Source organism: Candidatus Accumulibacter phosphatis (assembly GCF_000024165.1).
Taxonomy (GTDB): Bacteria; Pseudomonadota; Gammaproteobacteria; order Burkholderiales; family Rhodocyclaceae; genus Accumulibacter; species Accumulibacter phosphatis.
Map to the genome: position 1 here is coordinate 1,958,771 of NC_013194.1, position 21,963 is coordinate 1,980,733.

Sequence of the window (21,963 nt, forward strand, 5' to 3'; positions counted from 1 at the left end):
GTGTAGACTCGCTGTCATAACCGCGACCTGCGGAGTACTAAGTGGACAGATACATGCTGTCGAGGATGTTACGTCTCGAGAGTTCAAGGTGATGCTCGATCCCGCGCGGTTTTCCCCGCAGGGGCCTGGGAGCTGTGCCCAGGCTATTAGCTGTGTCGAGCAATATTGGGCTGAGCTCGCTGCTGCTATCCAGGCCCCGCCCATCAGCAGGACTACCATTGGCGCATTGAATCGGTTGCCAACGGAGCGCACCGTCAAGTTCTACGACACGCCAAAGACATGCAAGTTACAAGCGAACGGCCTTATCTTTCGCGAACGCATTGAGGGAGATAGTCGCAACGTGACTCTCAAGTTTCGTTCCCCGGATCGCCACCTCGCGAGTTATCAAGAAATGATCGATGATAAGACAGCGAAGTCGGAGAAAGGAATCGACGTCAAGTTCGAGGAAGACATTGCGGGTGGCTATGTGGTGAAGTATTCGAAGTCCGGAAAACGACGGATTGGCTCGGACAAGAACCTAAATTCGATGAAGGATGTGTTCGATCTGTATCCGAAATTGAATGCGACGGGTTTGGATAGCAGCGACGCCCTTAGAGTGGTGGGCGATCTCATCATTCGCGAGAAGGTCTTTGAAGGGGCTGCCGTCGATTTGGGTGATGCTATGGGAGACTTCTCGCTCACTCTGTGGTATGGGTCGGCGGATACCAGCACGCCGAAAGCGGCGGAGGTCTCGTTCAAGTACAAGCGTCCGAAGGATGGCTATTCGCTTGCGCTTGTGGGCAACTCGATGAAGACCTTTGCAGCGATGGAAGGGATGAACGGCTGGGTAGTGGCGCCCACTGCTGTCAATACCAAGTCCAAGACCAAGACCGAGTGGGCTTTCAGTTTCGATCCGGCGTTCTGTTCGAACCAGAGGTTCATCCAGGACTGAGGACGGTCTCAGTTCCGGAGGCTCCGCCTAACCAGCGGCAGGCGCCGCACGCGTCATGGCGGGACCGGTTGCGAGCGGGTAGCCGGCTTCGCGCCAGGCCTTCATTCCGCCGTCGAGCGCGACGGTGTGCAGGAAGCCCATCTCACGCAGGGTCGACGCCGCCAGCGTCGAGACGTAACCCAGTTCGCAGCAGGTGAGGATGCGCCGCGTCGGGTCCGACAGTTCCTGGTTGACCCGCAATTCGAGCTGACCGCGCGGCAGCAGGCGGGCTCCCGGAACATGGCCGACTTCGTAAGCGTCACGCTCACGCACGTCGAGCACGATCAGGTCGTCCTCCTGCGCCTCGACGCGCGCCCTGAGTTCTTCGAGCGACATGAACGGTACGCGCAGCGCGGCTTCGGCGAGTAGCTGGGCAACCGATTTGCCACCGCTCATGTTCGTACGCAGCGCCTCGGTGACATGCGTGGGCATGGAGAGATTGAGGTTGCGCATCATGGCGACGAAGTCGGCCCGCTCCTGCTTCTGCAGGCGCGGATTGCTGGCGATTTCCTGGCCGATGGTCGAGCTCTGGCGACCCTTGTAGTCGTGCGCGGGGAAGATCCTGAGGTTCGGGTCGAGACGCAGGAGGCGATGGAAGAGGCTGTCATAGAGCGCTTCCGGGTCGCCGCTCGGCAAATCGGTACGACCGGTGGCACCGAAAAGCAGAGTGTCGCCGGTGAACAGGCGGTCCTCGACGCGCAGGCACAGCGAGTCGGCAGTGTGGCCCGGCGTGTGGATCGCCTGCAGGCGCAGTTTACCCAGCATCACCATCTCGCCGTCGCCGATCCGCATGTCCACAAACGGCGCCGGACTCGCCCGGTGCATGACCACGGGCACGCCAAGCTGCCGCGCCAGCTGCCGGGTCGCCGAGAAGTGGTCGGCGTGGGTGTGGGTATCGATCAGGTAGCGGATGCGCAAGCCGTCACGGGCGGCGAGCGCAATGTAGTGGTCGATCTGGGTGATTTCCGGATCGATCAGCGCGGCTCCACTGGTCTCGCTGCAGCCGATCAGGTAGGACTGGCAGCCGCCGGTGGCGACTTGTTCGAAGATCATCGTGCTCTCCTTGCTCGTCAGAAGACATCGCCGTACAGGCCGCCCCGGGCGAGCCACGAACGACCATTGTCGCCTCCCGGTCTGGCTGTGCGCAGCGATCGACGGCTCTTGTCCAGCAAATGACCGCACGCATGGGCGGATTATGCGGCCGTCCGGGACTTCTCTCAATCTGCCGGACGGCTCGCTCACCGTGCAGCACCGACCGGCAGCCGGCAGCGCCGGGGGCGTTCGTACCCGGCATGCCCCTATAGGGCGACAGCGGCATGACGGGTACCATGGTCGGCGCGTCCCATCGCGCTTGGTGGACAATCGGGAGAGAGTAGCCATGCCGTTCTGGCTGAAACACTATCGCCGCGATCTGCTGGCCGGCGACATCGCTGCCGGCGTCATCGTCGCCCTCATGCTGATTCCCCAGGGCATGGCCTATGCCCTGGTCGCCGGGCTGCCGCCGGTGGTCGGACTGTACGCGAGCATCCTGCCACCCATTGCCTACGCGGTCTTCGGCAGCAGCATGGTGCAGTCGGTGGGTCCGATGGCGATCACCTCGCTGATGACGGGCACCGCGCTGGCGGCGCTCGCACCGCCCGGCTCGCCTCTGAGCGTCGTTCTGGCCGGCCAGATGGCGCTGATCGCCGGCGTGGTGCTGTTCCTGAGCGGCATCTTCCGTCTCGGTTTCCTCGCCGGCTTCCTCAGCCGGCCGGTGATGAGCGGTTTCACCACCGGCGCGGCCCTGCTGATCACCGGCGGCCAGTTGGAGCCGCTGCTCGGCGGGCCGCCGACGGCAGTCCATCTGCCGAGTGCCATCATCGGCGTCAGTTCGCTGCTCACCTTGTGGGCGGCGAAGCAGTATCTGGCGAAGGTGCTGAGTGGTCTGGGGATGTCCACGCGCGTCGCCGAGACGCTGGCCAGACTGGCGCCGGTGGCGGTGCTGGTCGCGGCGACGGCAGCGGTCGTTACGCTGGGCCTGACGCCAGGCGGGGTGAAGGCGGTTGGCGAGATTCCCTCGGGGATACCCGGATTGGCCTTGAGCGTGTCGGCCGAACATTGGCGAGCCTTGCTGGTGCCCGGCGTGCTGATCGCCTTCATGATCTTTCTCTCCAGTCAGTCGGCGGCGCAATCGCTGGCGCTAAAGCGCGGCGAACGCATCAGCACCAACCGCGAGCTGCTGGGCCTCGGCGCCGCCAATCTGGCCAGCGCGCTATCCGGGGGCCTACCGGTGACCGGCAGCATTTCGCGGTCGGCGGTGAACTACTCGGCCGGTGCCAACACGCCCCTGGCCAGCGTGAGTTCGGCCGCCGTGGTCCTGATCATCCTGGTGGTGCCGACTGCCTGGGTGTCGCTGCTGCCGCTGCCGGCGCTGGCGGCAACGATCATCCTGGCCGTGCTCGGCATGGTCGACCTGACGACTCTGCGCGACGCCTGGCGCTATGATCGCGGCGATGCCGGAGCGCTGCTGGCCACCGTCGCCGGCGTGTTGCTGCTCGGCGTCGAAGAGGGCGTGATCCTCGGCGTCGTGCTGTCGCTGGCCACCCTGATCTGGCGCACCAGCCGGCCGCATATCGCCGTCATCGGCAGGATCCCGGGCAGCGAGCACTTCCGCAACGTCGAACGGCATGACGTGGAAACGCTGCCCGAGGTGCTGATGCTGCGCATCGACGCCGACCTGTATTTTGGCAATGTCGACGCCGTCGTCGATCGCCTCGAGAACCTGCTGAAGGCGCGCGCGACGCAGCGTCTGGCCACCGGCCACGTGGTGCTGGTCATGTCGGCGGTGAGCCTGATCGATACCACCGGTCTGTATGCGCTGACCGAGATCAACCGCAGCCTGCGGGCACAGGCGATCAAACTGCATCTGACCGAGGTCAAGGGCCCGGTGATGGACCGCCTGCAGCAGAGTGAGTTGCTCGGCAAGGAACTCAGCGGGCAGGTTTTCCTGAGCACCGTGCAGGCGTTTCGCTGCCTGGCTGAGCAGGTGTCACGGGCGGGCTGAACGGTGCGCGTCCGTTCTTCGGGAAAGCTCCTTGTGGTGCCGCTGGGTTTTCGAGACCTTGGCCGGTGGCCTCACACGCTGCTCGCGTGCCAGCGGTCATCGCGATCACGATCAGCCGCGACGCCAACGCCTGCCGCCTGATCGGGCGCCGGCATGAGCATCACGCGGATCTGGGCGCGGTCGTGGTTGGCTAAGGCTTCACGGTACTGCTTCGTCAATTGGTTCTTGCGGCTCGACACCTTGAGCCCCTCGAGCTAAAGATCTCGGTCGTCGAGTCTGGCGAGGATCCTCCCCTGAGCGGGGGCTCCTCCCTGACGTTGTGTCGTAAGCGCCGCGTAGCCGCTTGCAGCAGGGCAGGCCTGTGGCAATGCCGAGAGTCCACCGAGCATGCTGTTACGTTTGCATCGATAGCTGGGTGAGCATACAGTTCATGGTCCTGATCACCCGACCCCTCAGCCGTGCCTGCCACCGTCAGCTGTGCATCACTGCGCAGTGCCGTCTAGTCTGATGTCAGCGCGCGGTCCGCCGCTGTGGGAGATGCAGGACAGCGGATCGGACGCCATCGATCCGGAAGCGCAACCAATGCTCCCAACCTAACACGCGATTAGCATAAATTCAGGAACCCGCCGAGAAACCGGTTGCGCGCCGGGCGAGGACAAGGCAAAGTGGGTATCCCCTTGATACGGATGTAAAATTTTATATGCCGCGATCTTTATGTCAACGTCGTTGACTCGTTTTCCAAGTATCTTGTTTCCCAAGCTTTTTTCCTTGATGCGCGTCTTTCGACGAAAGCTTTCTCGCGAACGGGCTTCCTCAGTTTTCCCCGCCTGATCGCCTGCCTGCTCGGCGGATACACGTCGAAAGTGCAGTCTGAACTCGACGCGTTCTTCGCCAATCTGGCGAACCGCGCCGACCTGCTGCGAGAAGTCTCCGCACAAGCCTTTGCCAAAGCCCGAAAGCAGGTGTCGGCCACCGCCTTCGAGCTTCTCAACGATCACTTCCTCGCCTTGGTCGATACGCAGTTCGGCTTTCCCCTCTGGCGCGGTCTGCGGGTCGTCGCCGGCGATGCCACGGTCCTGCGCCTGACTTTGTTCGGCAAGACCCGTGACGGCAGGCCATTTGTTCGCCACGTGGTCGACGCCATTGGCTTCGCACTGTATCTGCCCGGGATCGAAATGACCCTGGCGGCCACGCTGTATTCTCCTGACGTCGGCGAGCGTCAGATGCTCTTCGAACATCTCGATAAACTCCGTTCCAAGGACATTCTGGTGCTCGACCGCGGTTACCCAGCCTACTGGCTCTTCGCCGCCTTGTTGCAGCGCGGGCGGCACTTCTGCATGCGAGCGGACAGCCTCAATTTCAGCGCTATTCAAGCCTTCCGCCGATCCGGCCTGGCCGAGCAAATCGTCAGGCTGCCCGCTCCCTGCAAACAGGATGCGCTGGACTACGAAATTGCCGCCACGCCTTGTGAGGTGCGCCTGATTCGCCAGGTCTTCGGCCACAAGGTGCGTGTCCTCGTGACCTCGCTCCTCGACCTCGACGCCTATCCCGCTGCCGAATTCGGGGCGCTCTATCACTCGCGGTGGAGAATTGAGGAAGCCTTCAAACGGATCAAGCACCGTCTGGCCCTGGAGCATCTGTCGGGCATGTCCTGGTTGGCCGCACGACAAGACTTCGGCGCTAAAATCCTCTGCGACAACATCAATGCCCTGGCCGTCCATGCCGCCAGCGAATCCCTCGATCCCAACACCCGCGCAAGTTACTTCATCAACCGCGGCGACACCTTCTCGCGCATCAAGCGTACACTCGGACGCTGGCTCCTCCAAGGCCGCGACGCCCTCGACAACATCACCTCGGTCTTCAACGAACTCATCAAGAACCTCGTCCAGATAAAACCAAACCGGTCATACCCCAGGAAATTCACCCAAAAACCACATTTATCACACGCTTACAAAAGTGGAGTATGACAAGGTTCTGATAGGTTGGGAGCATTGGAAGCGCAACCCGCAGCCGACTACGAGTTCGATCAGCATATCGCGTGGTAGGACACAAGACGAACAGACTCACTCGTCGGGGGCGACTCGTGCCTGTGGTCATCTGAGCGGCAAACTTCCGACGCCCAGATGACCACAGGCACAGACAACGGCCTTTCCGGAGCTGGTTTTTATGGGCGCTCAGGAATCCTGGGCACGAAAGTCACGATTGACACGGACGGGAACGGTCGAGATACTTCCAAAAATGGCATTGAAATTCGTGCCCTCCGGCGGCAGCGTCGGGGAGTTCGAACGCTTGCTCGACCTTGAGGTTCGGCAGACCTTCGATTTCGAGGATGCGGCTGGAGAAGACGTTCTTCTTGCCCTTCTTCTCGACGGTCAAGAGGCCCCTTGATGGCGTACAGCGGAATGGCGTTGACCAGGTGACGCAGAGTGATGCCCGGTCTCTGCGCACTAGCGGCCGGACCAAAATGGCACTAAACTTCGCTACAGATTGTTCACAGAAAATGCGTATAGAATAGAGTTCTATCCGCCCAGACCCGCCGTAAATCAACTATGAAACACCTTGAGACGCAGCCCGCAGAGCAAATCGCGCACGAACCGCGGCCCCAGAAAGGCCCGATGTCCAGATTGAATCTCCTTCTGGTCACCGGGCTATTGATCGCTGGAACAGGCTACGCCATGACCGCATGGTGGAATCCTTTGCCAGCCGACCGCGTCACAGAAAAAGAAAAGGCTGAACTGATAACCGGATTCACCCACCTGAGAACAATAGCAGTAGAGCAAGTCAAGGATCATGATGTTGATGCAGCACTTGATACGATGCGTCTCGACCCAAGTTTACGTCAAGCCATGAAGCACACGCTGGATAGAAAGGCCCCCGGGTCATCGCCCACGGTATTAGCTAGAATCACCGTCTGGGATTTCGCCTCGCAAGATGGCGATGTCGTGCGCCTTTCTTCGGCAGGATATGCAATCGACGTAGCCCTGCTAAATGAACCAACCATCGTCACGCTCCCCATAGACGCCAGCCAAACCATTCAGATAACCGGAGCACACGATGGCGGCGGCGGGATAACACTTGGCGTTCGAAACGGCGCGGGAAAGGTTTCACTCCCCCTAATAACGGAAGGGCAAGCTATAAGTTTGCCCGTCAATTTCTAGGCACCAGCGTTGCTACACAGTCTCCAGCGTTATGTACCTCTGTTGTTTGCACTGGTACTGCTGATTGCCTTGTTCAAGTTCCTTCAGGATATCTGGCCTGATCGATCAACTGCAACCAGTCTTCTTAACGGTGTGCGCGGCATGTTCTGGTATTTTGCCTGCGCAGCAACCATTGGCTGGCTGTTGTTGGTCCTTGGCTGGCTATATTCACGCGAAAAACTTCCTTCACTTTTCCTCCGGCCAACACTCATGGATATCTTGGACCGACTGACCAATAGGCAAGTTATTGAAGACAGGCTACCCGAACTTGAAGCTGCCACTTATCTTGATGCCGAAAGTCTCTCACGGGCACTTAAACAACGGATAATTGGCCAGGACTCGGTTTGTACCGACATCGCCGCCCAAATCAGACGTCGTTTGGCGCTGTCTCGCCGCGGTAAGCCAGTCGGAATATTTCTTTTCGCCGGTCCGCCGGGAACCGGAAAGACTTTCTTGGCGAAAGTTCTTGCCCAGGAACTTGACCGCGAACTATTGCATCTGGACATGGCACAATTTGCAGCAGGAAGCCATTCGTTGTCACAACTGTTTGGCATGAGTAAAGGCTATGTTGGCTCAGACAGCTATGGCAAACTCACTGGCGGTTTGCGCGACACGCCCAATGCGGTGGTCTTGCTGGATGAAATAGAGAAGGCCCACCCCGACGTATTGAAAGCCTTTTTGACGGCTTGGAATGACGGCTTCGTAACCGAGCGCTCCGACGGAAAAATCGTCTCGACTACTGGCGCGATTTTCGTTTTAACCAGCAACGCGGCAACCGAACGTCTCGGTATGCTGGCCACACAGTATGCTGGAGACCCAGAATCGATGCGCACCGCTGCGGTGAATACCCTGCGAGAAGCGCAATTCGCCCCCGAAGTGCTCAACAGAATCGATCGGATATTTGTTTTCCGCACATTGGAGGGACTTGATATCGCCCGGGTATCGGCGCTCGAAATAGAACAAATGATCAGTAGCTACGGGCTTGAAGTCGCCGAGCAAGGAATCGACCCAAACATTGTGCTGATGTTGATGGTCCGACACAAGAAACTCGGCACCGTTGGATCATCAAGGGATCTGGTGCGGGCAATCGAAGAACAGCTTGCAGACTCTCTGATAGAAGCCAGAAGGAAGGGTTTTACGCGCATCTCTCTCGTGCAGACCGAGAGCCAAGGAATTGTTGCCCGCGCGGTACGCGCATCACCAGAAGTCAGCTAAGCCATGGCGGTGGAAGACGGGCTTTGGGAAACGTCGGCAGCCTGGCGATGGACGGTTGTCATTACCCTGCTGCTGTCTGGCCTCGCTTATTTGTTCAGCCCATGGCGGAATCAGGGAACGGGTACGCCTCCTCTTGCGACTTACAAGGCACCGCCAACAGTCGCCATTGGAAAAGCCAGCTTCAATCGCACTCAGCCAGCCAGTACATCGAATACTTCAGTCAGTACCGCCGCCTCCAGGTTGAATCCGGCTTTCGACGTCGGCCTTCCCTCGCTCAATTCCCCCTTTCCCCAAGGGACAGAAGTTCACATGATCGGCGTCTATCAAGGAGCACTTCCAAATGGGCAGAAGGAGCAGCCTTGGTGGGCCAAATGCATGGCCTTCAAAGACGACAGCACAGCTATGGCCGAGTGCCATAGCAAATACGCTGGTCTACGATCAACAAGATCGATATCGGTGGAGGTCAGCCGGTCACCTGCGCCAATGGTTCTGGTATTGATGTCCTACGACCCGGTATTGTGGAGAATATCAGTCAACCCGAGAAGTCGCATCGCGAAAATCATCCTTGCCGGTTACCACGGTCAGGATGTCGACGGAATAGCCAACAGTATCCCGGTTGAAGTTCGCACCCACGAAGCATCGCCATGTCGCAACTGCTCCCGGCAAGGGGAGTATTTTTACGCGTATAACCAGGACTCCAAGGAATTCGATGACGCTTCGAGAAAGATCCAGAAAATTACCGGCGTTGTCCAGACCTCTTTCCAGGGAGGCTACCAAGCGGACCGTTTTGCAATCTCGGATACCACAACCGCGAACCGTACTCCAGCCAATTCGACTGACGACAAGGGCGACGTCTACACCGGAAATTCCTTCAAGGAACAGATACTGATTGCTGGACAAACCGTTTCGCTACCCACGGGAGATTGGCGCGGGCTTGCATATATCAACACCGCATCGAAGCGTGGCCAGGATAAATTGGTGGCACTTGGCAAGTATGAGGGTCGCCGTTGCAGCGAAATGATCGCAATACGGATTCAGGTGGTTGCCGATTCCAGCGGGTTCCCGCAGTTTTCCGGCTGCAAGACTACCCCTCGTTATGCTGGTGATGTTCAAGTAAATGAATCCTTCGGACCGCAGATGTGCTACGAAGTAACCCATATGACAGACGCTTGGTCCCAGCCATTTCTTGCTTCAGTCGCCACCCAGATGGCGAGGCAAGGCAGCTCGCCTCCCACTACGGTGCTTGCCAGCAGTTTCCATAAAACAGATCGAAAGCTGTCAGTCGATTTGCTTCACTATGCCATTCCGGAAGATAGTCATATTGCGCGAAACGAAGACTGGAACTCCAGCATCTGGCATCCGAACAATATTGACAAGTCTGCCGAGCGCGGGCGTTTTACGCAAGAGAGAATTCAGTCTGCAACAACGTGGTACCAAATTTTCAGCCTTTCGCTCTGACTTCCCGGAAGAATCATCGAGATACCTTGGTACGGCAGTCTCTGTTCGAGGGTCAAGGGCGGTCAAGGGCCCGGTGATGGACCGCCTGCAGCAGAGTGAGTTGCTCGGCAAGGAACTCAGCGGGCAGGTTTTCCTGAGCACCGTGCAGGCGTTTCGCTGCCTGGCTGAGCAGGTGTCACAGGCGGGCTGAACGGTGCGCGTCCGCTCTTCGGGAAAGCTCCTCCATGACTCGCACATCGCCGGCATGAGCGAGAACGCAGGCGCGTAGGCGGGCACTCGTGCCTGCTACGGCTTTGTACTTTGTGTCATGCGGCCGTTTCTTCATCGATCACCCGCCGCGTCTGAACAGTGGCGGCGCCACCGTTCGCGGCGATGTGCGCACGCGAGGCGTTTGGCGAAGGTCAGAACGGCAAGGCGGTGCGTGGCCCGAACGGCTTGCGGGAAAGTTCGTTGTCATTTGACTCGCTTCCTGCGGGTGCATTAGTCTCTGTTCGTGGTGCGCCTCTCCAGGTGGGTTCGGGCTGCAATTGGCTCGGCCATTCCAGGGTTACCCTGGAGTTCTTTCGGTAGTCGGCTTTTCGTTGCCTGAGCGGCTCACGCCTGCGGCGTGTTCAGCTCAGGCGTCACACGACAGGCTGGAGAGGGCGCCACGCTTTGATTTCTCAAGCCGCTATGGATGAGCTTTCTGATCGCTCCAGCTACGCGTCGGCAGCCCAGCGCCGGGTGGCGACCGCCTTGGCGCGCGCCTGCATGGCGGGTGAGGCGAGCCCTCCCGCGATGCGCGCAAGGGCGGAGCGCGTGCTCGGCCATCCCACGCCGTGGCTGGTGCCGCTGGCGCTGCATCTGCATTTCGAGTGTGCGCCGCCAGCGGGCGAAGTCTGGCACCCGCGGCAGCATGATCAGGTCGTCGCGGCGATCCTCGCTTTCCCCGCTTTCCTGGCCGCTTTCGAGCAGCCTGAAGGAGCCCCGGGGGTGCGTGCCTACTACCCATTTCACCAGCCGATGGGACATCCGCCCGAGCCTTTGGCCGGGCTTCTCCTGCCGTCGTTGGCGACCATCGGTGATCTCGCGGACTGGCTGGAAATGACGCCTTCCCTGCTCGATTGGTACGCCGATGCGGCAGCGTGGTCTGTCCGTTCGCGCGTCGAAAAGCGCGATCACTACCATTCCCGCTGGGTGGCCAAGGCGGCAGGTGGAGCGCGCTTGATCGAGGCGCCCAAGGAGAATCTACGCTTCATTCAGCGCCGTATCCTGCGCGAAATCCTCAACCGGGTGCCGGTGCACGAAGCGGCACAGGGTTGCGTGCGGGGCCGCTCGGTGGTGGACAACGCGCGTCGGCACCTTGGCTCGGCACTCTTGTTGAAGCTGGATCTGCGCGATTTCTTTGTCGGTATCTCGGGTGCCCGCGTTCATGCGCTGTTTCGCACCCTCGGCTACCCGCGCGAGACGGCCCGCTATCTGACTGGCCTGACCACTCGCTGCAGCCCCGCCTGGCTGCTTCGCCAGGTTCCGCAAGAGGCGTATCCGAGTCCCGAGGAGCGCTGCCGGCGTCGCGATTGGGCACGCCAGTTCATGGGACGGCATCTGCCTCAGGGTGCGCCGACGTCGCCCGCGCTGGCCAACCTCTGCGCGTATCGTCTCGACCTGCGCCTGGCCGGCGCGGCACGCGAATGTCAGGCTGGCTACAGTCGCTACGTCGATGATCTGGTGTTTTCCTGTGCCGACGGAGACCTTGCCCGCGGCCGGCGCATCGTGTCGATGGTTCAGGAGATCATTCTGGAAGAGGGCTTCTCGCCAAACTGGCGCAAGACGCGACTGGCTCCTGCCTGCGCCAGCCAGCGCATTACCGGCCTGGTGGTGAATGAGCGGCTCAACCTGCCCCGTACCGAGTACGACAGGCTCAAGGCCATCCTCACCAATTGCCGCCGCCATGGACCGGCAAGCCAGAATCACCGCGGAGTGCCCGATTTTGGCGCCCATTTGCAGGGGCGACTGTCGTGGTTCCGGCAAGTCAATCCCGAACGCGGCGCGCGTCTGCAAGCGCTCTTCGATGCCGTGCCGTGGGAGCATGATCGACCTGACGACTCCGTGCCAGGTCTGGCGCGATGAGCGCGGCAACGCCGGAGCGCTGCTTGCCAGCGTCGCTGGCGTGTTGCTGCTCGGCGTCGAAGAGGGCGTGATCCTCGGCGTCGTGCTGTCGCTCGCCACCCTGATCTGGCGCCCCAGTCGGCCGTGGGCCGTGTATTGCCGGCATCGGCCGGAGCCCGGGATTGCCTGTCCTGGTGCCGCTGGATTTTCCCTTCCCTGGCCAGTAGCCTGGGAAGCTGCTCACGCGGCATCGATCGGCGCGTTCACACTCAGCCGCGACCTGCCTTGCGACCGTCCATGCTCAGGCGAACCAGATCGGCGATACTGCTGACGCGCAGCTTGGCCAGCAGTCTGGCCTTGTGTACCTCGACGGTGCGTGGACTGATGCCCAGCTTGCGCGCAATGTCCCGGTTGTGCTGGCCGGCCACCACCTGTTCCATGACTTCCGCTTCGCGTGGCGTCAAGGCCGCCAGCAGGTCCGCGGATTCGGCGTTGCGATCCCGATTGTCCCGTTGCGATCGCTGCCGCGCGAACGCCTCTTCGATGGCTCGCATCAGCCGGTCATGATCGATCGGCTTCTCCACGAAATCGACCGCCTGCGCGCGGAAGGCCTGCCGCGCCGAATCGACGTCGCCATGTCCCGTCATCACGATCACCGGCAGCCAGCAGCCGCTCTCGAGAAGATGCTTCTGTAAGGCCAGGCCGTTCATTCCCGGCATGCGGATGTCGATGAGCAGGCAGCCGTACCAGTCCGGGCGGCGGGCCGCGAGGAAGCTCTCGGCGTCGGCAAACAGCGCGACGGTCAGACCGTGCAGACCGAGCAGCAGCCCCAGCGCATCGCGTACCGACGGATCGTCCTCGACGATGAAGACCGTGTTGACCTCATGTGCCATCGCCGGGAGACTCCTCGATCGGAAGAAATACTTTGAACACGCCGTGATCGGCCACCTCGGCCAGCAGACTGCCGCCGTGTGCCTCGATGATGGCCCGGCTGATGGCCAGGCCAAGTCCCATGCCGCTTGCTTTCGACGTGTGAAACGCTTCGAACAGATGTTCCACCATTTCCTCCGTGACGCCCGGGCCGCTGTCCTCGACGGTGATGCAGACCCGTCCAGCGCTTTCCAGATGTGTTGAAACACGCACCTGCCGCTCTGCCTCGGGTCGTTCGGCAGCCGCCTCGAAGGCGTTGGCGAGTAGGTTGCGCAAAACCACTTCGAGCTGCAGTCGATCCGCCCACAGCGCGCAGGGCGGCGCCGGATGGAGCACCAAGGCGATGCCCTGTTGCTTCGCCTGCGCGGACAAACGCGATGCCGCCAGGGAGAGGAGCTCACGCAGCCAGATCCGTTCGAGGCGGGTCGTTCCCGTGCGAAAGAAATCGCGCAGGCGACTGACCACGTCGGCCGCGCGCTGGGATTCCGCCTCCACGCGAGCGATCACATCGCGCAGCCGTTCGCCGGTTTCACCGGCAGCGAGCAAATGCTGACCCGCCCTGGCGTACATCAGCAGTGCGGTCAGCGGCTGATGCAGTTCGTGCGACAGGGCGCCGGCCATCTCGCCGGCAGCCGCGAGGCGCAGCGTCTGCTGCAGTTCGGCACCCAGCCGCTGCTTCTCATCGACCACCACGCCGATGAAGAATCCCGACAAGGCGAGAACCATCACCAGCACTTCCAGTTCGAGCACATTGATAGCGGAAAGACCGAGCAAGCGCGCCGCCGCGATGACGCCAAGCTGCGTCAGCCCAACGGTGAGCACGGCTCCGGCCAGGCCTTGCCTGGCGGCTGCCCAGGCGATGGGCAAGAAAAGTACGGAGAAGTACTTGAACTCCGTCATCTCGCCAGTGAAAAAGGTGAACGCTAGAACGCTGCCGGTGGCCACCAGGCTCAACGACTCCTGGCCAAGCAATAGCGGGCGTAGGCGGGCGCGCCCGCGCGCATCCATGATCATCGCCAACAGTGGCATGAACACCAGGACGCTGCCGAGCTGGCCGAGCCAGTGATGTACCAGTGACTCGGCTGCTGCCTCGGGCGGCAGAAAGCGGGTGAGCAGCAAGCCGGCAATGAAGGCCAGGCTATTGAACAGGGTACCGATGACCACGATCGAGACCCAGGTGATCAGGCCGCGCCGATCGGCAAACACCCCCTTGCGGTTCAGCCGGCGGCGCATGACCTCCGCAATCGCCCAATCGCCGGCAGCCAGTTGAATCGCCAGGCCGGCGCCAAGTTGCCAGGGCAGCGACAGATCACGCAGCCAGCCATCGGCCGCCAGGATCGCCAGCGCCAGCAGTGGCGCGGCCCTCCCACCATAGCGCACGAGACACAGCAGGCCGAGCGCCGGTGCCGGACTCCAGGGCGTGATGGCGAGGCCGTGCAGTGGATGGCTCTGGCTGGTCCAGTCGAGCGCAATGTAGCCCAGCAAGAGCAGCAGAGCAGCCTGCCAACCAAGAGGCCGGATCGCCGACTTTGGCATGAGTGACCGTTGGGAGTTGATCGAGCCACCATTATGCCCGTGCCCGGCATTCCCGACATGGGTTGAATTGCGTAAGTGTTTCCCTTACCAACGCCCCGAATGCGCTCCCTTGGACGCCTCGACGGGCCTCTCGGTGTGCTCGCCGACTAGGGGTATCCCTTAGGTTCGCGCCCCAATTTACAGGGTCGCTGGAGCGCCCTACGATGACTCATCCTGTCAGCAGCAGGTGAATCGTTTCCCACCTGAAATCACTCGGAGAATCTCAGATGACCTCTCGCTCAATGTTGCGCCAACTGGCTGTCCTTACCATCGGCGCGGTGGCCGCCACCGGCGCTTCCGCCAGAACCGAGATCCAGAACAAAGGCTCGGACACCCTCGTCAATGCCGCCCAGTCGCTGGCCGAGCAGTACGGCAAGATCAATCCCAAGGTGGCGGTGGCGGTCTCCGGCGGCGGTTCGGGTACCGGCATTGCCGCGATGATCAACGGCACCGTCGACATCGCCAACTCCAGCCGCAAGATGTCCGAGAAGGAGATCAAGGAGGCGCAGGCGAAGGGTCGGCAACCGGTCGAGCACATCATTGGCTACGACGCGCTCGCCATCTTCGTCAACAAGAAATTCCCGGCAGACTCGATCACGGTTACCGATCTCGCCAAGATCTACGGCCGCGACGGCGGCGCCAGCAAGTGGAGCGATCTGGGAATCACCATTCCGGGGTGCAAGGGCGAGATCGTCGTCGTCAGTCGGCAGAACAACTCCGGTACCTACGCCTATTTCAAGGAAGCGGTGCTCGGTGAGAAAGGCAAGTTCCGTCAGGGAACACTGGACATGCACGGTTCCAAGGACGTTGCCGACCTCGTCGAGAAGACGCCGTGTGCGATCGGCTACAGCGGCCTGGCGTACGTTACCGACCACATGAAGGCCCTCTGCGTCGCTCCGTCAGCCGGCAAACCCTGCGTCAAGCCCACCGAGCAGACCGCTTTCGACGGCACCTATCCGATCTCCCGGCCGCTGTTCATGTACACCAACGGCGAGCCGACTGGCGAGGTGAAGAAATACATGGACTGGATCAAGAGCAACACCGGCCAGTGCATCATCGAGAAGGAAGGCTACGCACCGATCAAGAAGGTCACCTGCAAATAAGCCGCTTGCGGTGGGGCGCCGGCACGCCACCGGTACCACACCCAAGCCCGTGTTCCTGCGCCTGAGGAAGAAACCAGCGATGAGTCATTACGAAGAACGTCTCGAAAGAGATCTGTCCCAGATCAAGCAACAAGTCGCCCTGCTCGCCGGACTCGTCGAGAAGGCCCTCGACGATGCCGTGCACGCGCTGCTGGCCGACGACGACAAGCTGGCCTACGCCACGGTTCTCGCCGACAACCGGATCAACGCCGTCAGCAACGAGCTGGATCGCCTGCGCATGGCCTTCATCGGCGTGCATCTGCCGACCGGGAGTCACCTGCGTCTGATGGCGGCCGTCGTCCATACCAATGTCGCTCTCGAGCGCATCGGCGACTATGCGGTGACGATCTGCCGCGAGGCAGTTCAGGTCCCCCGCCCGCCACAGGGGCTGCTACTGCGCGAGGTCGAGTTGATGGCCGGCGAGTCGCGGCAGATGCTGAAGCAGGCGGTCGATGCCTTCCTCGAAGGCAACGCCGACAAGGCCAGGGCGACAATGGTGATCGCCGATCAGGTCGAGCGGACCTTTGACATGGCCTTCGACGACCTGAGCGGTGCCGGCGGTAGTACCAGCGTCAAGGATCTCTTCGCCTTCCTGTCGGTCTTCAATGCGCTCGAACGGGTTTCCGATCAGGCGAAAAACATCTGCGAAGACACGGTCTTCGCGGTCACCGGCCAGCCCAAGGGGCCGAAGTTCTTCCGCATCCTCTTTGTCGACGAGGACAACACCCTGCTCGGCCCGATCGCCGAGGCGATTGCGCGCAAGAATTTTCCGGAAGTTGGCGAATATCACAGTCGCGGCCGGACCGCCGGTGTCAGCGATCCCCAGTCGATTGGCTTGCTGCAGGATCTGGGAATCGACCTCGCCAACCACCAGCCGCAAGCGATTCCGGCGCACCATCAGGAGTTCGCTACTTTCCAGATCATCGTCAGCCTGCAGGGGCCGGTCAAGTCCTACGTCGAGCAGATTCCCTTCCATACCGTGGCGCTCGAGTGGGACGTCGCCGGAGCCGGTAGCGCGCCGCCTGATCTACGGCTTCTCGCTCGGGAGATCGCCCTGCAGGTCAGCAATCTGATGACGGTGTTGCGTGGCCAGGAGGCCCACTGAGATGAGCACCTCTACGCAGGCGTTACGCAACCGCGCCACCGACGCCCGCGCGGCCGAGGATTTCGACCGCCGTGATCCCGACTGGTACGTCGACAAGCTGCTTGCCGGCATCGTCTTCGTCTGCGGCATCTCGGCCATCCTCTTCGTGCTCGGTATCTTCTTCTTCGTCACCAAGGAAGGAATCGGCTTCGTCTTCGAGAAGATGGACTTCCGCGAGTTCTTCCTGACCCCTTACTGGTCGCCCAGCGACGCCGAGGATCCGGAGTACGGCATCCTCGCACTGATGGCCGGCACGGCCAGCGTCACCGGGCTGGCGATGCTGGTCGCGGTGCCGTTCTCGCTCGGTGCCGCCATCTTCATTGCCGAGTTTGCCAGCGGCAAGACGCGCGAAGTGCTCAAGGTGCTGGTCGAACTGCTGGCCGCGATCCCGTCGGTGGTCTGGGGCTTCATCGGTCTGGTGATCATGAATCCGCTGCTCATCAAGTGGTTCGACATTCCGGTCGGCCTCTGCGTGCTCAACGCCGGCATCATCCTCGGCCTGATGGCGGCGCCGATCATGACGTCGATCGCCGAGGATGCCCTGAAGGCCGTTCCCGACCGCTATCGCGAGGCCGCCGAAGCAATGGGCGCGACTCGCTGGCAGGTGATCTACAAGGTGGTGCTGCCGGCGGCGAAGAACGGCCTGCTCGGCGGCGTGCTGCTCGGGGTCGGTCGTGGCTTCGGGGAAACGATGGCGGTGCTGATGGCCACGGGCCATGCGGTGAACATCCCGGACAGCATCTTCGACTCGGTGCGTGCGCTCACCGCGACAATCGCCGCCGAACTCGGTGAGGCGGTCGTCGGCGGCGAGCACTACCAGGTGCTGTTCACCATCGGCATCTTCCTCTTCCTCGTCACTTTCATCATCAATCTGAGCGCCGATCTCATCGTGCGCGGCATACGCAAGGGGTAAGCCATGGCCACCGCCAATCCAACGATGTTTCAGGCCAGCGACCTGAACCAGCACAACGAGCGCGTGCAGAGACGCTATCGACTGCTCTTCGGGCTGATGACTCTGCTTCTGATCACCCCCGTGATGCTGATCCTCGGCACGCTGGTGGTGAAGGGCGGCGCCGCGATTTCCTGGGAGTTCCTGCTCACGGCGCCGACCGACGGCATGCGCACGGGCGGCCTCTTTCCGGCGCTGCTCGGGACCATCTGGCTGGTGACGGTCGCGCTGATCCTGTCGGTGCCGATCGGCATCTTCGCGGCGATCTACCTCAGCGAGTACGCCGGTGACAACTGGTTCACCCGGACGATCAACCTGGCGATCATCAATCTCGCCGGCGTTCCGTCGATCGTCCATGCCCTGTTCGGGCTCGGCGCCTTCGTCCTCTTCTTCAAGTTCGGCACCAGCATCCTGGCCGCCAGCCTGACGCTCGCGGTGATGACCATGCCGGTGGTCATCGTTGCCACGCGCGAATCGCTGCAGGCGGTGCCGCAGGCCTTTCGCGAAGCCTGCTGGAACATGGGGGCGACGCGCTGGCAAACGATCCGCCGCGTGGTCCTGCCGAACTCGATCACCGGCATCCTTACCGGGGTCATTCTCGAGGTCTCGCGAACGGCCGGCGAAACGGCGCCGATCATGTTCACCGGTGCCGTCTTCTTTACGCCGTTCCTGCCGCAAAGCGTCTTCGATCAGACGATGGCTCTGTCCCTGCACCTGTTCGTCGCGGCGACGCAGGTGCCTGAGATCGCCGAACACGTCCCCTTCGGCATCGCGTTGGTGCTGATCGGTCTGGTCCTGACCATGAACAGCGTCTCGATCGCTTTCCGCATGTGGCTGAGGGGGAAAAAGAAATGGTGAGTTCAAGCGCAGCGGCGGTGGCCAGCGACACCGTGGCACCGGCCGACAACTTCCCGCACAAGCTCGAGATCAAGAACCTGACCATCCGCTATGGCAACGCGGTGGCGCTGCGAGGAGTCAATCTGGCCGTCCGCGAGCACGAGATCTTCGGCATCATCGGTCCGGCCAACGCCGGCAAGACCTCACTGCTCAAGGCGATCAACCGGATGGATGTATTCACCTCGGGGATGAAGGTGGACGGCGAGATCCGTTTCAACGGTCGCGATACGAGTCGATTGAAAAACATCTATGCCCTGCGCAGCCGCATCGGTGTCGTCTTTCCGCTGCCGGTGGGTCTGCCGATGACGGTATACGACAACGTGGCCCTGTCGCCCCGGCTGCGCGGGATCAACAACAAGGCGGACCTGGACGTCATCGTGCAGCGTTGTCTGACCCGCGCGGCCCTCTGGGACGAAGTCAAGGATCGCTTGCAGGCTCTTGGCAGCCTGCTGTCGGGTGGTCAACAGCAGCGCCTGACGATCGCCAGAGCGCTGTCGCAGGAACCCGATCTGTTGATGCTCGACGAGTTCTCGATCGCCGTCGATCCAGTCACCACGATGCGCATCGAGGACGTTCTCAAGGAGTTGCGCCAGGAAGTGACGATTCTCCTGGTCACCAATCTGGTGCAGCAGGCCCGGCGCCTCGCCGATCGAACCGCCTTCTTTCTCAACGGCGAATGTGTCGAGGTGGGCGTCACCGAAGACCTGTTCACCGGCGAGGTCAAAGACCAGAGGACGCGCGACTACGTCGAGGGAAGATTCGGCTAGCCCGACGGCGCCGGCGGGCAAGCAGCGCACACGCGCCGGCTCCCCCGGCGATTTCAGAATTGCCTACCAAGGACATGATCCACTATGAATACCGAGCAGACCGCTGCGCTCCCGCAGCCGACGCCCCAGCACGCGATCGACAGCCAGCGACTGAACCTGTGGTACGGGACCTTCCAGGCGCTCTACGATGTCGATCTGCGCATCCGGCAAGGCATGATCACCTCGATGATCGGGCCTTCCGGGTGCGGCAAGAGCACCTTCCTGCGCAGCGTCAACCGCATCAACGAGCGCCTCGGGTACGTTCGCATCGAGGGCAGCATCCATGTCATGGGTGAGAACATTTACGACCCCCACGTCGAACTGGTGCAGGTGCGCAAGCAGGTGGGGATGGTTTTTCAGCGCCCGAACCCGCTACCCATTTCGATTCGCGACAACATTCTGTTCAGCCACCGGTTGCATGCCAAGGGTGGCGGCGACGTACACCAGGGTACTCCCGACGAGATCGTCGAGCAGTCGCTGCGTCAGGTGCTGCTGTGGGACAAGGTGAAGGACCAACTGAAGCGCAAGGCCACCGAACTCTCCCTGGAGGAGCAGCAGAAGCTCTGCATCGCGCGCCTGCTGCCGGTGAAGCCGAAGATGCTGTTGATGGACGAGCCCTGCTCGGCGCTCGATCCCAAGGGCACCGAAGCGGTCGAGGAACTGCTTTGGGAGCTGCGCGGCCAGTACACGATTCTCATCGTCACCCACAACATGGCGCAGGCGCGACGCGCCAGCGAAGAGTGCGTGTTCATGCTGATGGGCAGGGTAGTCGAACATTCACGGACCGACGAGTTGTTCGTCACACCTGCCCACAAGGAAACGGCGGACTACATCGAGGGGCGCTACGGATAGACGATCGTGGTACCCGGCGAGGCCACGCTCGCGCGCTACGGCGCAACGCCAAGGATGGTGACCTGACCGAGATGGTGCGGTGATCCTCGGAGGAAGGGCAGCGTTCCCGGAAACGGTACGGCGGGGGGTGGCGACGACGATCGCCGCCGCGGTGCGGGCGGCTCCCCGTGCAACCCCCTGCGCTCGTCGGCGCTACGCGGGCGTGCGCGACTCAATCCCGATGCTCGCGCGCGTGCGGTTTCTCTCTGGTCAGGTGCTGCAGGATGCCCAGCAGGCCCGCGCTGGTCAGGCCGAGCATCAGGATGCCATTGAGTGCCTCGAGCGGACCAAGGAGTTTCCAGTCGGCACTCATGACCACGTCGCCATAGCCGAGCGAGGTGAAATTGACTCCCGAGTGGTATACGGCCTGATGGAAAGCGGTGAACGCCCCGAGCCAGAAGAACAGGGTGCCCCACAGCATGATCTGCAGGAAATTGCCGAGCATCATGATCACCATCGCCATCAACAGCGTGCGAATTCCCGCCAGCAGTGTAATGCCGGATCCCGGTTCGCCCGAATGACGCATGGCGTGGAGGACGCTCCAGAGAGTGAAGGTGACCTGCAGGATCAGACACCCCATCATGATCAGCAAGCCGATCGCCAGATTGATCAAGGTCATGCCGCTTACCTCCATCAGCCGTTGTGAAAAAACAGGGCTTCGCTTGTCGACGCGCGCCAGCGTTCGAGCAACCATACCGTAGCCCAAGCGTAGAGCGCGACGCCGACGAACAGGCCGACACGAACGGCGGACGCTGCGAGCACACCCGTGCCGTCGGCACTGTCCTCGATCGCCGGCCCGAGCAGAATCAGCATGGTCACCAGGGCATCGCTCCAGAAAACGGGCGGGAGAAGCGTGCGCCTGACTCTGAAGAGCCGTGCGCCAGCCCACAGGGCAGCCGCCATCATCCACAGCATCAGCATCCACAGGCTGGGCCAGAGCGACAGGCCTAACCAGACGGCCAGGGCCATCGCCGCCCCCATCAGGGTTGATCCCACCAGTTCGCGCCCGGCCGAACGCGTGTCGGTCGAACCGCCTGCTGGCCAAGAGCAGCGGCTTTCATGATCGCCGCCAGATAGAACGAGGGGTCGGTGAGCGCCAGAACGAACACCGGCATCACCACCAGCGTGCCGCGGAGCGCGATCCAGCTCGCCGTCTCGCGGCTGGGGGGCGATGCCTTGGCCGCCTTTGCAGCCGCAGCGTCGGGAAAAAAGGCATGCGAAAAGCCGCTGACCAGGCTGCCGACGGCGATCCCGACGGCGATGGTCATGCTGATGATCGTGACCAGCGCCTGCTCGGCCACCCCGGCGACCGGGATCAGCGTGAACGCGACGACCAGAAGCATGGTCAGCGGGTTGCCGGTGCGAATCCCGAAGAAGAACAGCGCGTAAAGGATCGCGCCGGTCAGCAAGATTCCGGCCAGGGCGTAGTTTTCCAGCAGGGGGACCATCAGCACCCCCGTTACCAACAGCCCGGCGAGCAGCAGGGCCATGGCCGCCGCCTTGACCGGCGGGATTGGCGGACCCGGCTTGCACAAGAGCATCATGGCCATCAGGCAGACCACGTGGGGCATCTGCAGCGCGAAGCCGTAGGCGAACAGCACGGCCAGGCCGAGGCCGATCGCCAGCCGCAGGACCGCCTTGTCCGCCGGGGCGATCAT

At 61.8% G+C, this 21,963-nt stretch carries 21 protein-coding genes; 13 read left to right on the forward strand and 8 right to left on the reverse strand.

Annotated features, from left to right (window positions below; translation table 11 throughout):
- Positions 1–88 precede the first annotated feature (88 nt).
- A complete protein-coding gene (locus tag CAP2UW1_RS08650; protein WP_199931609.1) occupies positions 89–931 on the forward strand; it encodes a hypothetical protein in 843 nt (280 codons plus the stop codon).
- Positions 932–958: 27 nt separating this feature from the next.
- On the opposite strand, the gene CAP2UW1_RS08655 is transcribed toward CAP2UW1_RS08650, so the two are convergent.
- Positions 959–2,023 carry an MBL fold metallo-hydrolase gene (locus tag CAP2UW1_RS08655; RefSeq protein WP_015766256.1) on the reverse strand — a complete coding sequence of 355 codons (1,065 nt, stop codon included), beginning with the start codon at positions 2,021–2,023 and terminating at the stop codon, positions 959–961.
- A 325-nt stretch (positions 2,024–2,348) separates the two neighbouring features.
- Here CAP2UW1_RS08655 and CAP2UW1_RS08660 point away from each other — a divergent pair, with 325 nt between their 5' ends.
- Positions 2,349–4,013 (forward strand): SulP family inorganic anion transporter, encoded by a 1,665-nt coding sequence (locus CAP2UW1_RS08660; RefSeq protein WP_015766257.1) that lies wholly within the window; start codon positions 2,349–2,351, stop codon positions 4,011–4,013.
- Positions 4,014–4,084: 71 nt separating this feature from the next.
- Here CAP2UW1_RS08660 and CAP2UW1_RS25510 read toward each other — a convergent pair whose 3' ends face one another.
- Positions 4,085–4,252 (reverse strand): hypothetical protein, encoded by a 168-nt coding sequence (locus CAP2UW1_RS25510; RefSeq protein WP_015766258.1) that lies wholly within the window; start codon positions 4,250–4,252, stop codon positions 4,085–4,087.
- A 459-nt stretch (positions 4,253–4,711) separates the two neighbouring features.
- Here CAP2UW1_RS25510 and CAP2UW1_RS08665 point away from each other — a divergent pair, with 459 nt between their 5' ends.
- The gene (locus tag CAP2UW1_RS08665) at positions 4,712–5,980 is read left to right on the forward strand and encodes an IS4 family transposase (RefSeq protein ID WP_081444076.1); all 1,269 of its coding nucleotides are present in this window, start codon (positions 4,712–4,714) and stop codon (positions 5,978–5,980) included.
- A 229-nt stretch (positions 5,981–6,209) separates the two neighbouring features.
- Here CAP2UW1_RS08665 and CAP2UW1_RS08670 read toward each other — a convergent pair whose 3' ends face one another.
- On the reverse strand, positions 6,210–6,389 hold the full coding sequence (locus CAP2UW1_RS08670) for a hypothetical protein (RefSeq protein WP_041567781.1): 180 nt from the start codon (positions 6,387–6,389) through the stop codon (positions 6,210–6,212).
- A gap of 239 nt (positions 6,390–6,628) precedes the next feature.
- Here CAP2UW1_RS08670 and CAP2UW1_RS25515 point away from each other — a divergent pair, with 239 nt between their 5' ends.
- The 4 genes from CAP2UW1_RS25515 (at position 6,629) to CAP2UW1_RS08685 (ending at position 11,992) form a co-directional block, all read left to right on the forward strand.
- Complete coding sequence (locus tag CAP2UW1_RS25515; RefSeq protein WP_199931610.1) at positions 6,629–7,171, forward strand: hypothetical protein; 543 nt, start codon at positions 6,629–6,631, stop codon at positions 7,169–7,171.
- A gap of 141 nt (positions 7,172–7,312) precedes the next feature.
- A complete protein-coding gene (locus CAP2UW1_RS08675; RefSeq protein ID WP_015766260.1) occupies positions 7,313–8,425 on the forward strand; it encodes an AAA family ATPase in 1,113 nt (370 codons plus the stop codon).
- 3 nt (positions 8,426–8,428) lie between these two features.
- Positions 8,429–9,883 (forward strand): hypothetical protein, encoded by a 1,455-nt coding sequence (locus CAP2UW1_RS08680; protein ID WP_015766261.1) that lies wholly within the window; start codon positions 8,429–8,431, stop codon positions 9,881–9,883.
- A gap of 672 nt (positions 9,884–10,555) precedes the next feature.
- Positions 10,556–11,992: a reverse transcriptase family protein gene (locus CAP2UW1_RS08685; RefSeq protein ID WP_015766263.1), complete on the forward strand. Its 1,437-nt coding sequence runs from the start codon at positions 10,556–10,558 to the stop codon at positions 11,990–11,992.
- Positions 11,993–12,240: 248 nt separating this feature from the next.
- Here the strand turns inward: CAP2UW1_RS08685 and CAP2UW1_RS08690 are convergent, their stop codons facing one another.
- Both CAP2UW1_RS08690 and CAP2UW1_RS08695 read right to left on the reverse strand, forming a co-directional pair.
- Positions 12,241–12,864: a response regulator transcription factor gene (locus tag CAP2UW1_RS08690; RefSeq protein ID WP_015766264.1), complete on the reverse strand. Its 624-nt coding sequence runs from the start codon at positions 12,862–12,864 to the stop codon at positions 12,241–12,243.
- Positions 12,854–14,437, reverse strand: a complete 1,584-nt coding sequence (locus CAP2UW1_RS08695; RefSeq protein ID WP_015766265.1) for a sensor histidine kinase — start codon at positions 14,435–14,437, stop codon at positions 12,854–12,856. Before CAP2UW1_RS08695 ends, CAP2UW1_RS08690 begins: the two co-directional genes overlap by 11 nt.
- Before the next feature lie 266 nt (positions 14,438–14,703).
- On the opposite strand from CAP2UW1_RS08695, the gene CAP2UW1_RS08700 reads away from it, so the two are divergent.
- From CAP2UW1_RS08700 to CAP2UW1_RS08725, 6 genes are all read left to right on the forward strand, one after another.
- Positions 14,704–15,579: a phosphate ABC transporter substrate-binding protein gene (locus CAP2UW1_RS08700; protein ID WP_015766266.1), complete on the forward strand. Its 876-nt coding sequence runs from the start codon at positions 14,704–14,706 to the stop codon at positions 15,577–15,579.
- A gap of 79 nt (positions 15,580–15,658) precedes the next feature.
- Positions 15,659–16,723 (forward strand): PhoU domain-containing protein, encoded by a 1,065-nt coding sequence (locus CAP2UW1_RS08705; protein ID WP_015766267.1) that lies wholly within the window; start codon positions 15,659–15,661, stop codon positions 16,721–16,723.
- A gap of 1 nt (position 16,724) precedes the next feature.
- Entirely contained in the window at positions 16,725–17,675 is a 951-nt protein-coding gene (gene pstC, locus CAP2UW1_RS08710; protein WP_015766268.1) for a phosphate ABC transporter permease subunit PstC, read from the forward strand.
- A gap of 3 nt (positions 17,676–17,678) precedes the next feature.
- The gene (gene pstA, locus CAP2UW1_RS08715) at positions 17,679–18,569 is read left to right on the forward strand and encodes a phosphate ABC transporter permease PstA (protein ID WP_015766269.1); all 891 of its coding nucleotides are present in this window, start codon (positions 17,679–17,681) and stop codon (positions 18,567–18,569) included.
- The gene (locus CAP2UW1_RS08720; RefSeq protein WP_081444134.1) at positions 18,563–19,375 is read left to right on the forward strand and encodes a phosphate ABC transporter ATP-binding protein; all 813 of its coding nucleotides are present in this window, start codon (positions 18,563–18,565) and stop codon (positions 19,373–19,375) included. Before pstA ends, CAP2UW1_RS08720 begins: the two co-directional genes overlap by 7 nt.
- Before the next feature lie 84 nt (positions 19,376–19,459).
- Positions 19,460–20,266, forward strand: a complete 807-nt coding sequence (locus CAP2UW1_RS08725) for a phosphate ABC transporter ATP-binding protein (RefSeq protein WP_015766271.1) — start codon at positions 19,460–19,462, stop codon at positions 20,264–20,266.
- Between the two features lie 211 nt (positions 20,267–20,477).
- On the opposite strand, the gene CAP2UW1_RS08730 is transcribed toward CAP2UW1_RS08725, so the two are convergent.
- From CAP2UW1_RS08730 to CAP2UW1_RS08735, 3 genes are read right to left on the reverse strand one after another with little or no spacing between them, the layout of a single operon-like run.
- Positions 20,478–20,924, reverse strand: a complete 447-nt coding sequence (locus CAP2UW1_RS08730) for an ion channel (RefSeq protein WP_015766272.1) — start codon at positions 20,922–20,924, stop codon at positions 20,478–20,480.
- A gap of 14 nt (positions 20,925–20,938) precedes the next feature.
- The gene (locus tag CAP2UW1_RS26065) at positions 20,939–21,301 is read right to left on the reverse strand and encodes a hypothetical protein (protein ID WP_291913456.1); all 363 of its coding nucleotides are present in this window, start codon (positions 21,299–21,301) and stop codon (positions 20,939–20,941) included.
- A complete protein-coding gene (locus CAP2UW1_RS08735) occupies positions 21,286–21,963 on the reverse strand; it encodes a DUF2955 domain-containing protein (protein WP_049778547.1) in 678 nt (225 codons plus the stop codon). The genes CAP2UW1_RS26065 and CAP2UW1_RS08735 overlap by 16 nt, the downstream gene beginning before the upstream one ends.

Bases quoted from the DNA above. Each gene is read 5' to 3' on its own strand.
- CAP2UW1_RS08675 (WP_015766260.1), top strand. From the start codon at position 7,313: ATGTTCTGGTATTTTGCCTGCGCAGCAACCATTGGCTGGCTGTTGTTG.
- CAP2UW1_RS08655 (WP_015766256.1), bottom strand. From the start codon at position 2,023: ATGATCTTCGAACAAGTCGCCACCGGCGGCTGCCAGTCCTACCTGATC.
- CAP2UW1_RS08725 (WP_015766271.1), top strand. From the start codon at position 19,460: ATGAATACCGAGCAGACCGCTGCGCTCCCGCAGCCGACGCCCCAGCAC.
- CAP2UW1_RS08735 (WP_049778547.1), bottom strand. From the start codon at position 21,963: ATGATCGCCCCGGCGGACAAGGCGGTCCTGCGGCTGGCGATCGGCCTC.
- CAP2UW1_RS25515 (WP_199931610.1), top strand. From the start codon at position 6,629: ATGTCCAGATTGAATCTCCTTCTGGTCACCGGGCTATTGATCGCTGGA.
- CAP2UW1_RS08700 (WP_015766266.1), top strand. From the start codon at position 14,704: ATGACCTCTCGCTCAATGTTGCGCCAACTGGCTGTCCTTACCATCGGC.
- CAP2UW1_RS08695 (WP_015766265.1), bottom strand. From the start codon at position 14,437: ATGCCAAAGTCGGCGATCCGGCCTCTTGGTTGGCAGGCTGCTCTGCTG.
- CAP2UW1_RS08685 (WP_015766263.1), top strand. From the start codon at position 10,556: ATGGATGAGCTTTCTGATCGCTCCAGCTACGCGTCGGCAGCCCAGCGC.
- pstA (WP_015766269.1), top strand. From the start codon at position 17,679: ATGGCCACCGCCAATCCAACGATGTTTCAGGCCAGCGACCTGAACCAG.
- CAP2UW1_RS08660 (WP_015766257.1), top strand. From the start codon at position 2,349: ATGCCGTTCTGGCTGAAACACTATCGCCGCGATCTGCTGGCCGGCGAC.
- CAP2UW1_RS08720 (WP_081444134.1), top strand. From the start codon at position 18,563: ATGGTGAGTTCAAGCGCAGCGGCGGTGGCCAGCGACACCGTGGCACCG.
- CAP2UW1_RS08680 (WP_015766261.1), top strand. From the start codon at position 8,429: ATGGCGGTGGAAGACGGGCTTTGGGAAACGTCGGCAGCCTGGCGATGG.
- CAP2UW1_RS08690 (WP_015766264.1), bottom strand. From the start codon at position 12,864: ATGGCACATGAGGTCAACACGGTCTTCATCGTCGAGGACGATCCGTCG.
- pstC (WP_015766268.1), top strand. From the start codon at position 16,725: ATGAGCACCTCTACGCAGGCGTTACGCAACCGCGCCACCGACGCCCGC.
- CAP2UW1_RS08730 (WP_015766272.1), bottom strand. From the start codon at position 20,924: ATGACCTTGATCAATCTGGCGATCGGCTTGCTGATCATGATGGGGTGT.
- CAP2UW1_RS08705 (WP_015766267.1), top strand. From the start codon at position 15,659: ATGAGTCATTACGAAGAACGTCTCGAAAGAGATCTGTCCCAGATCAAG.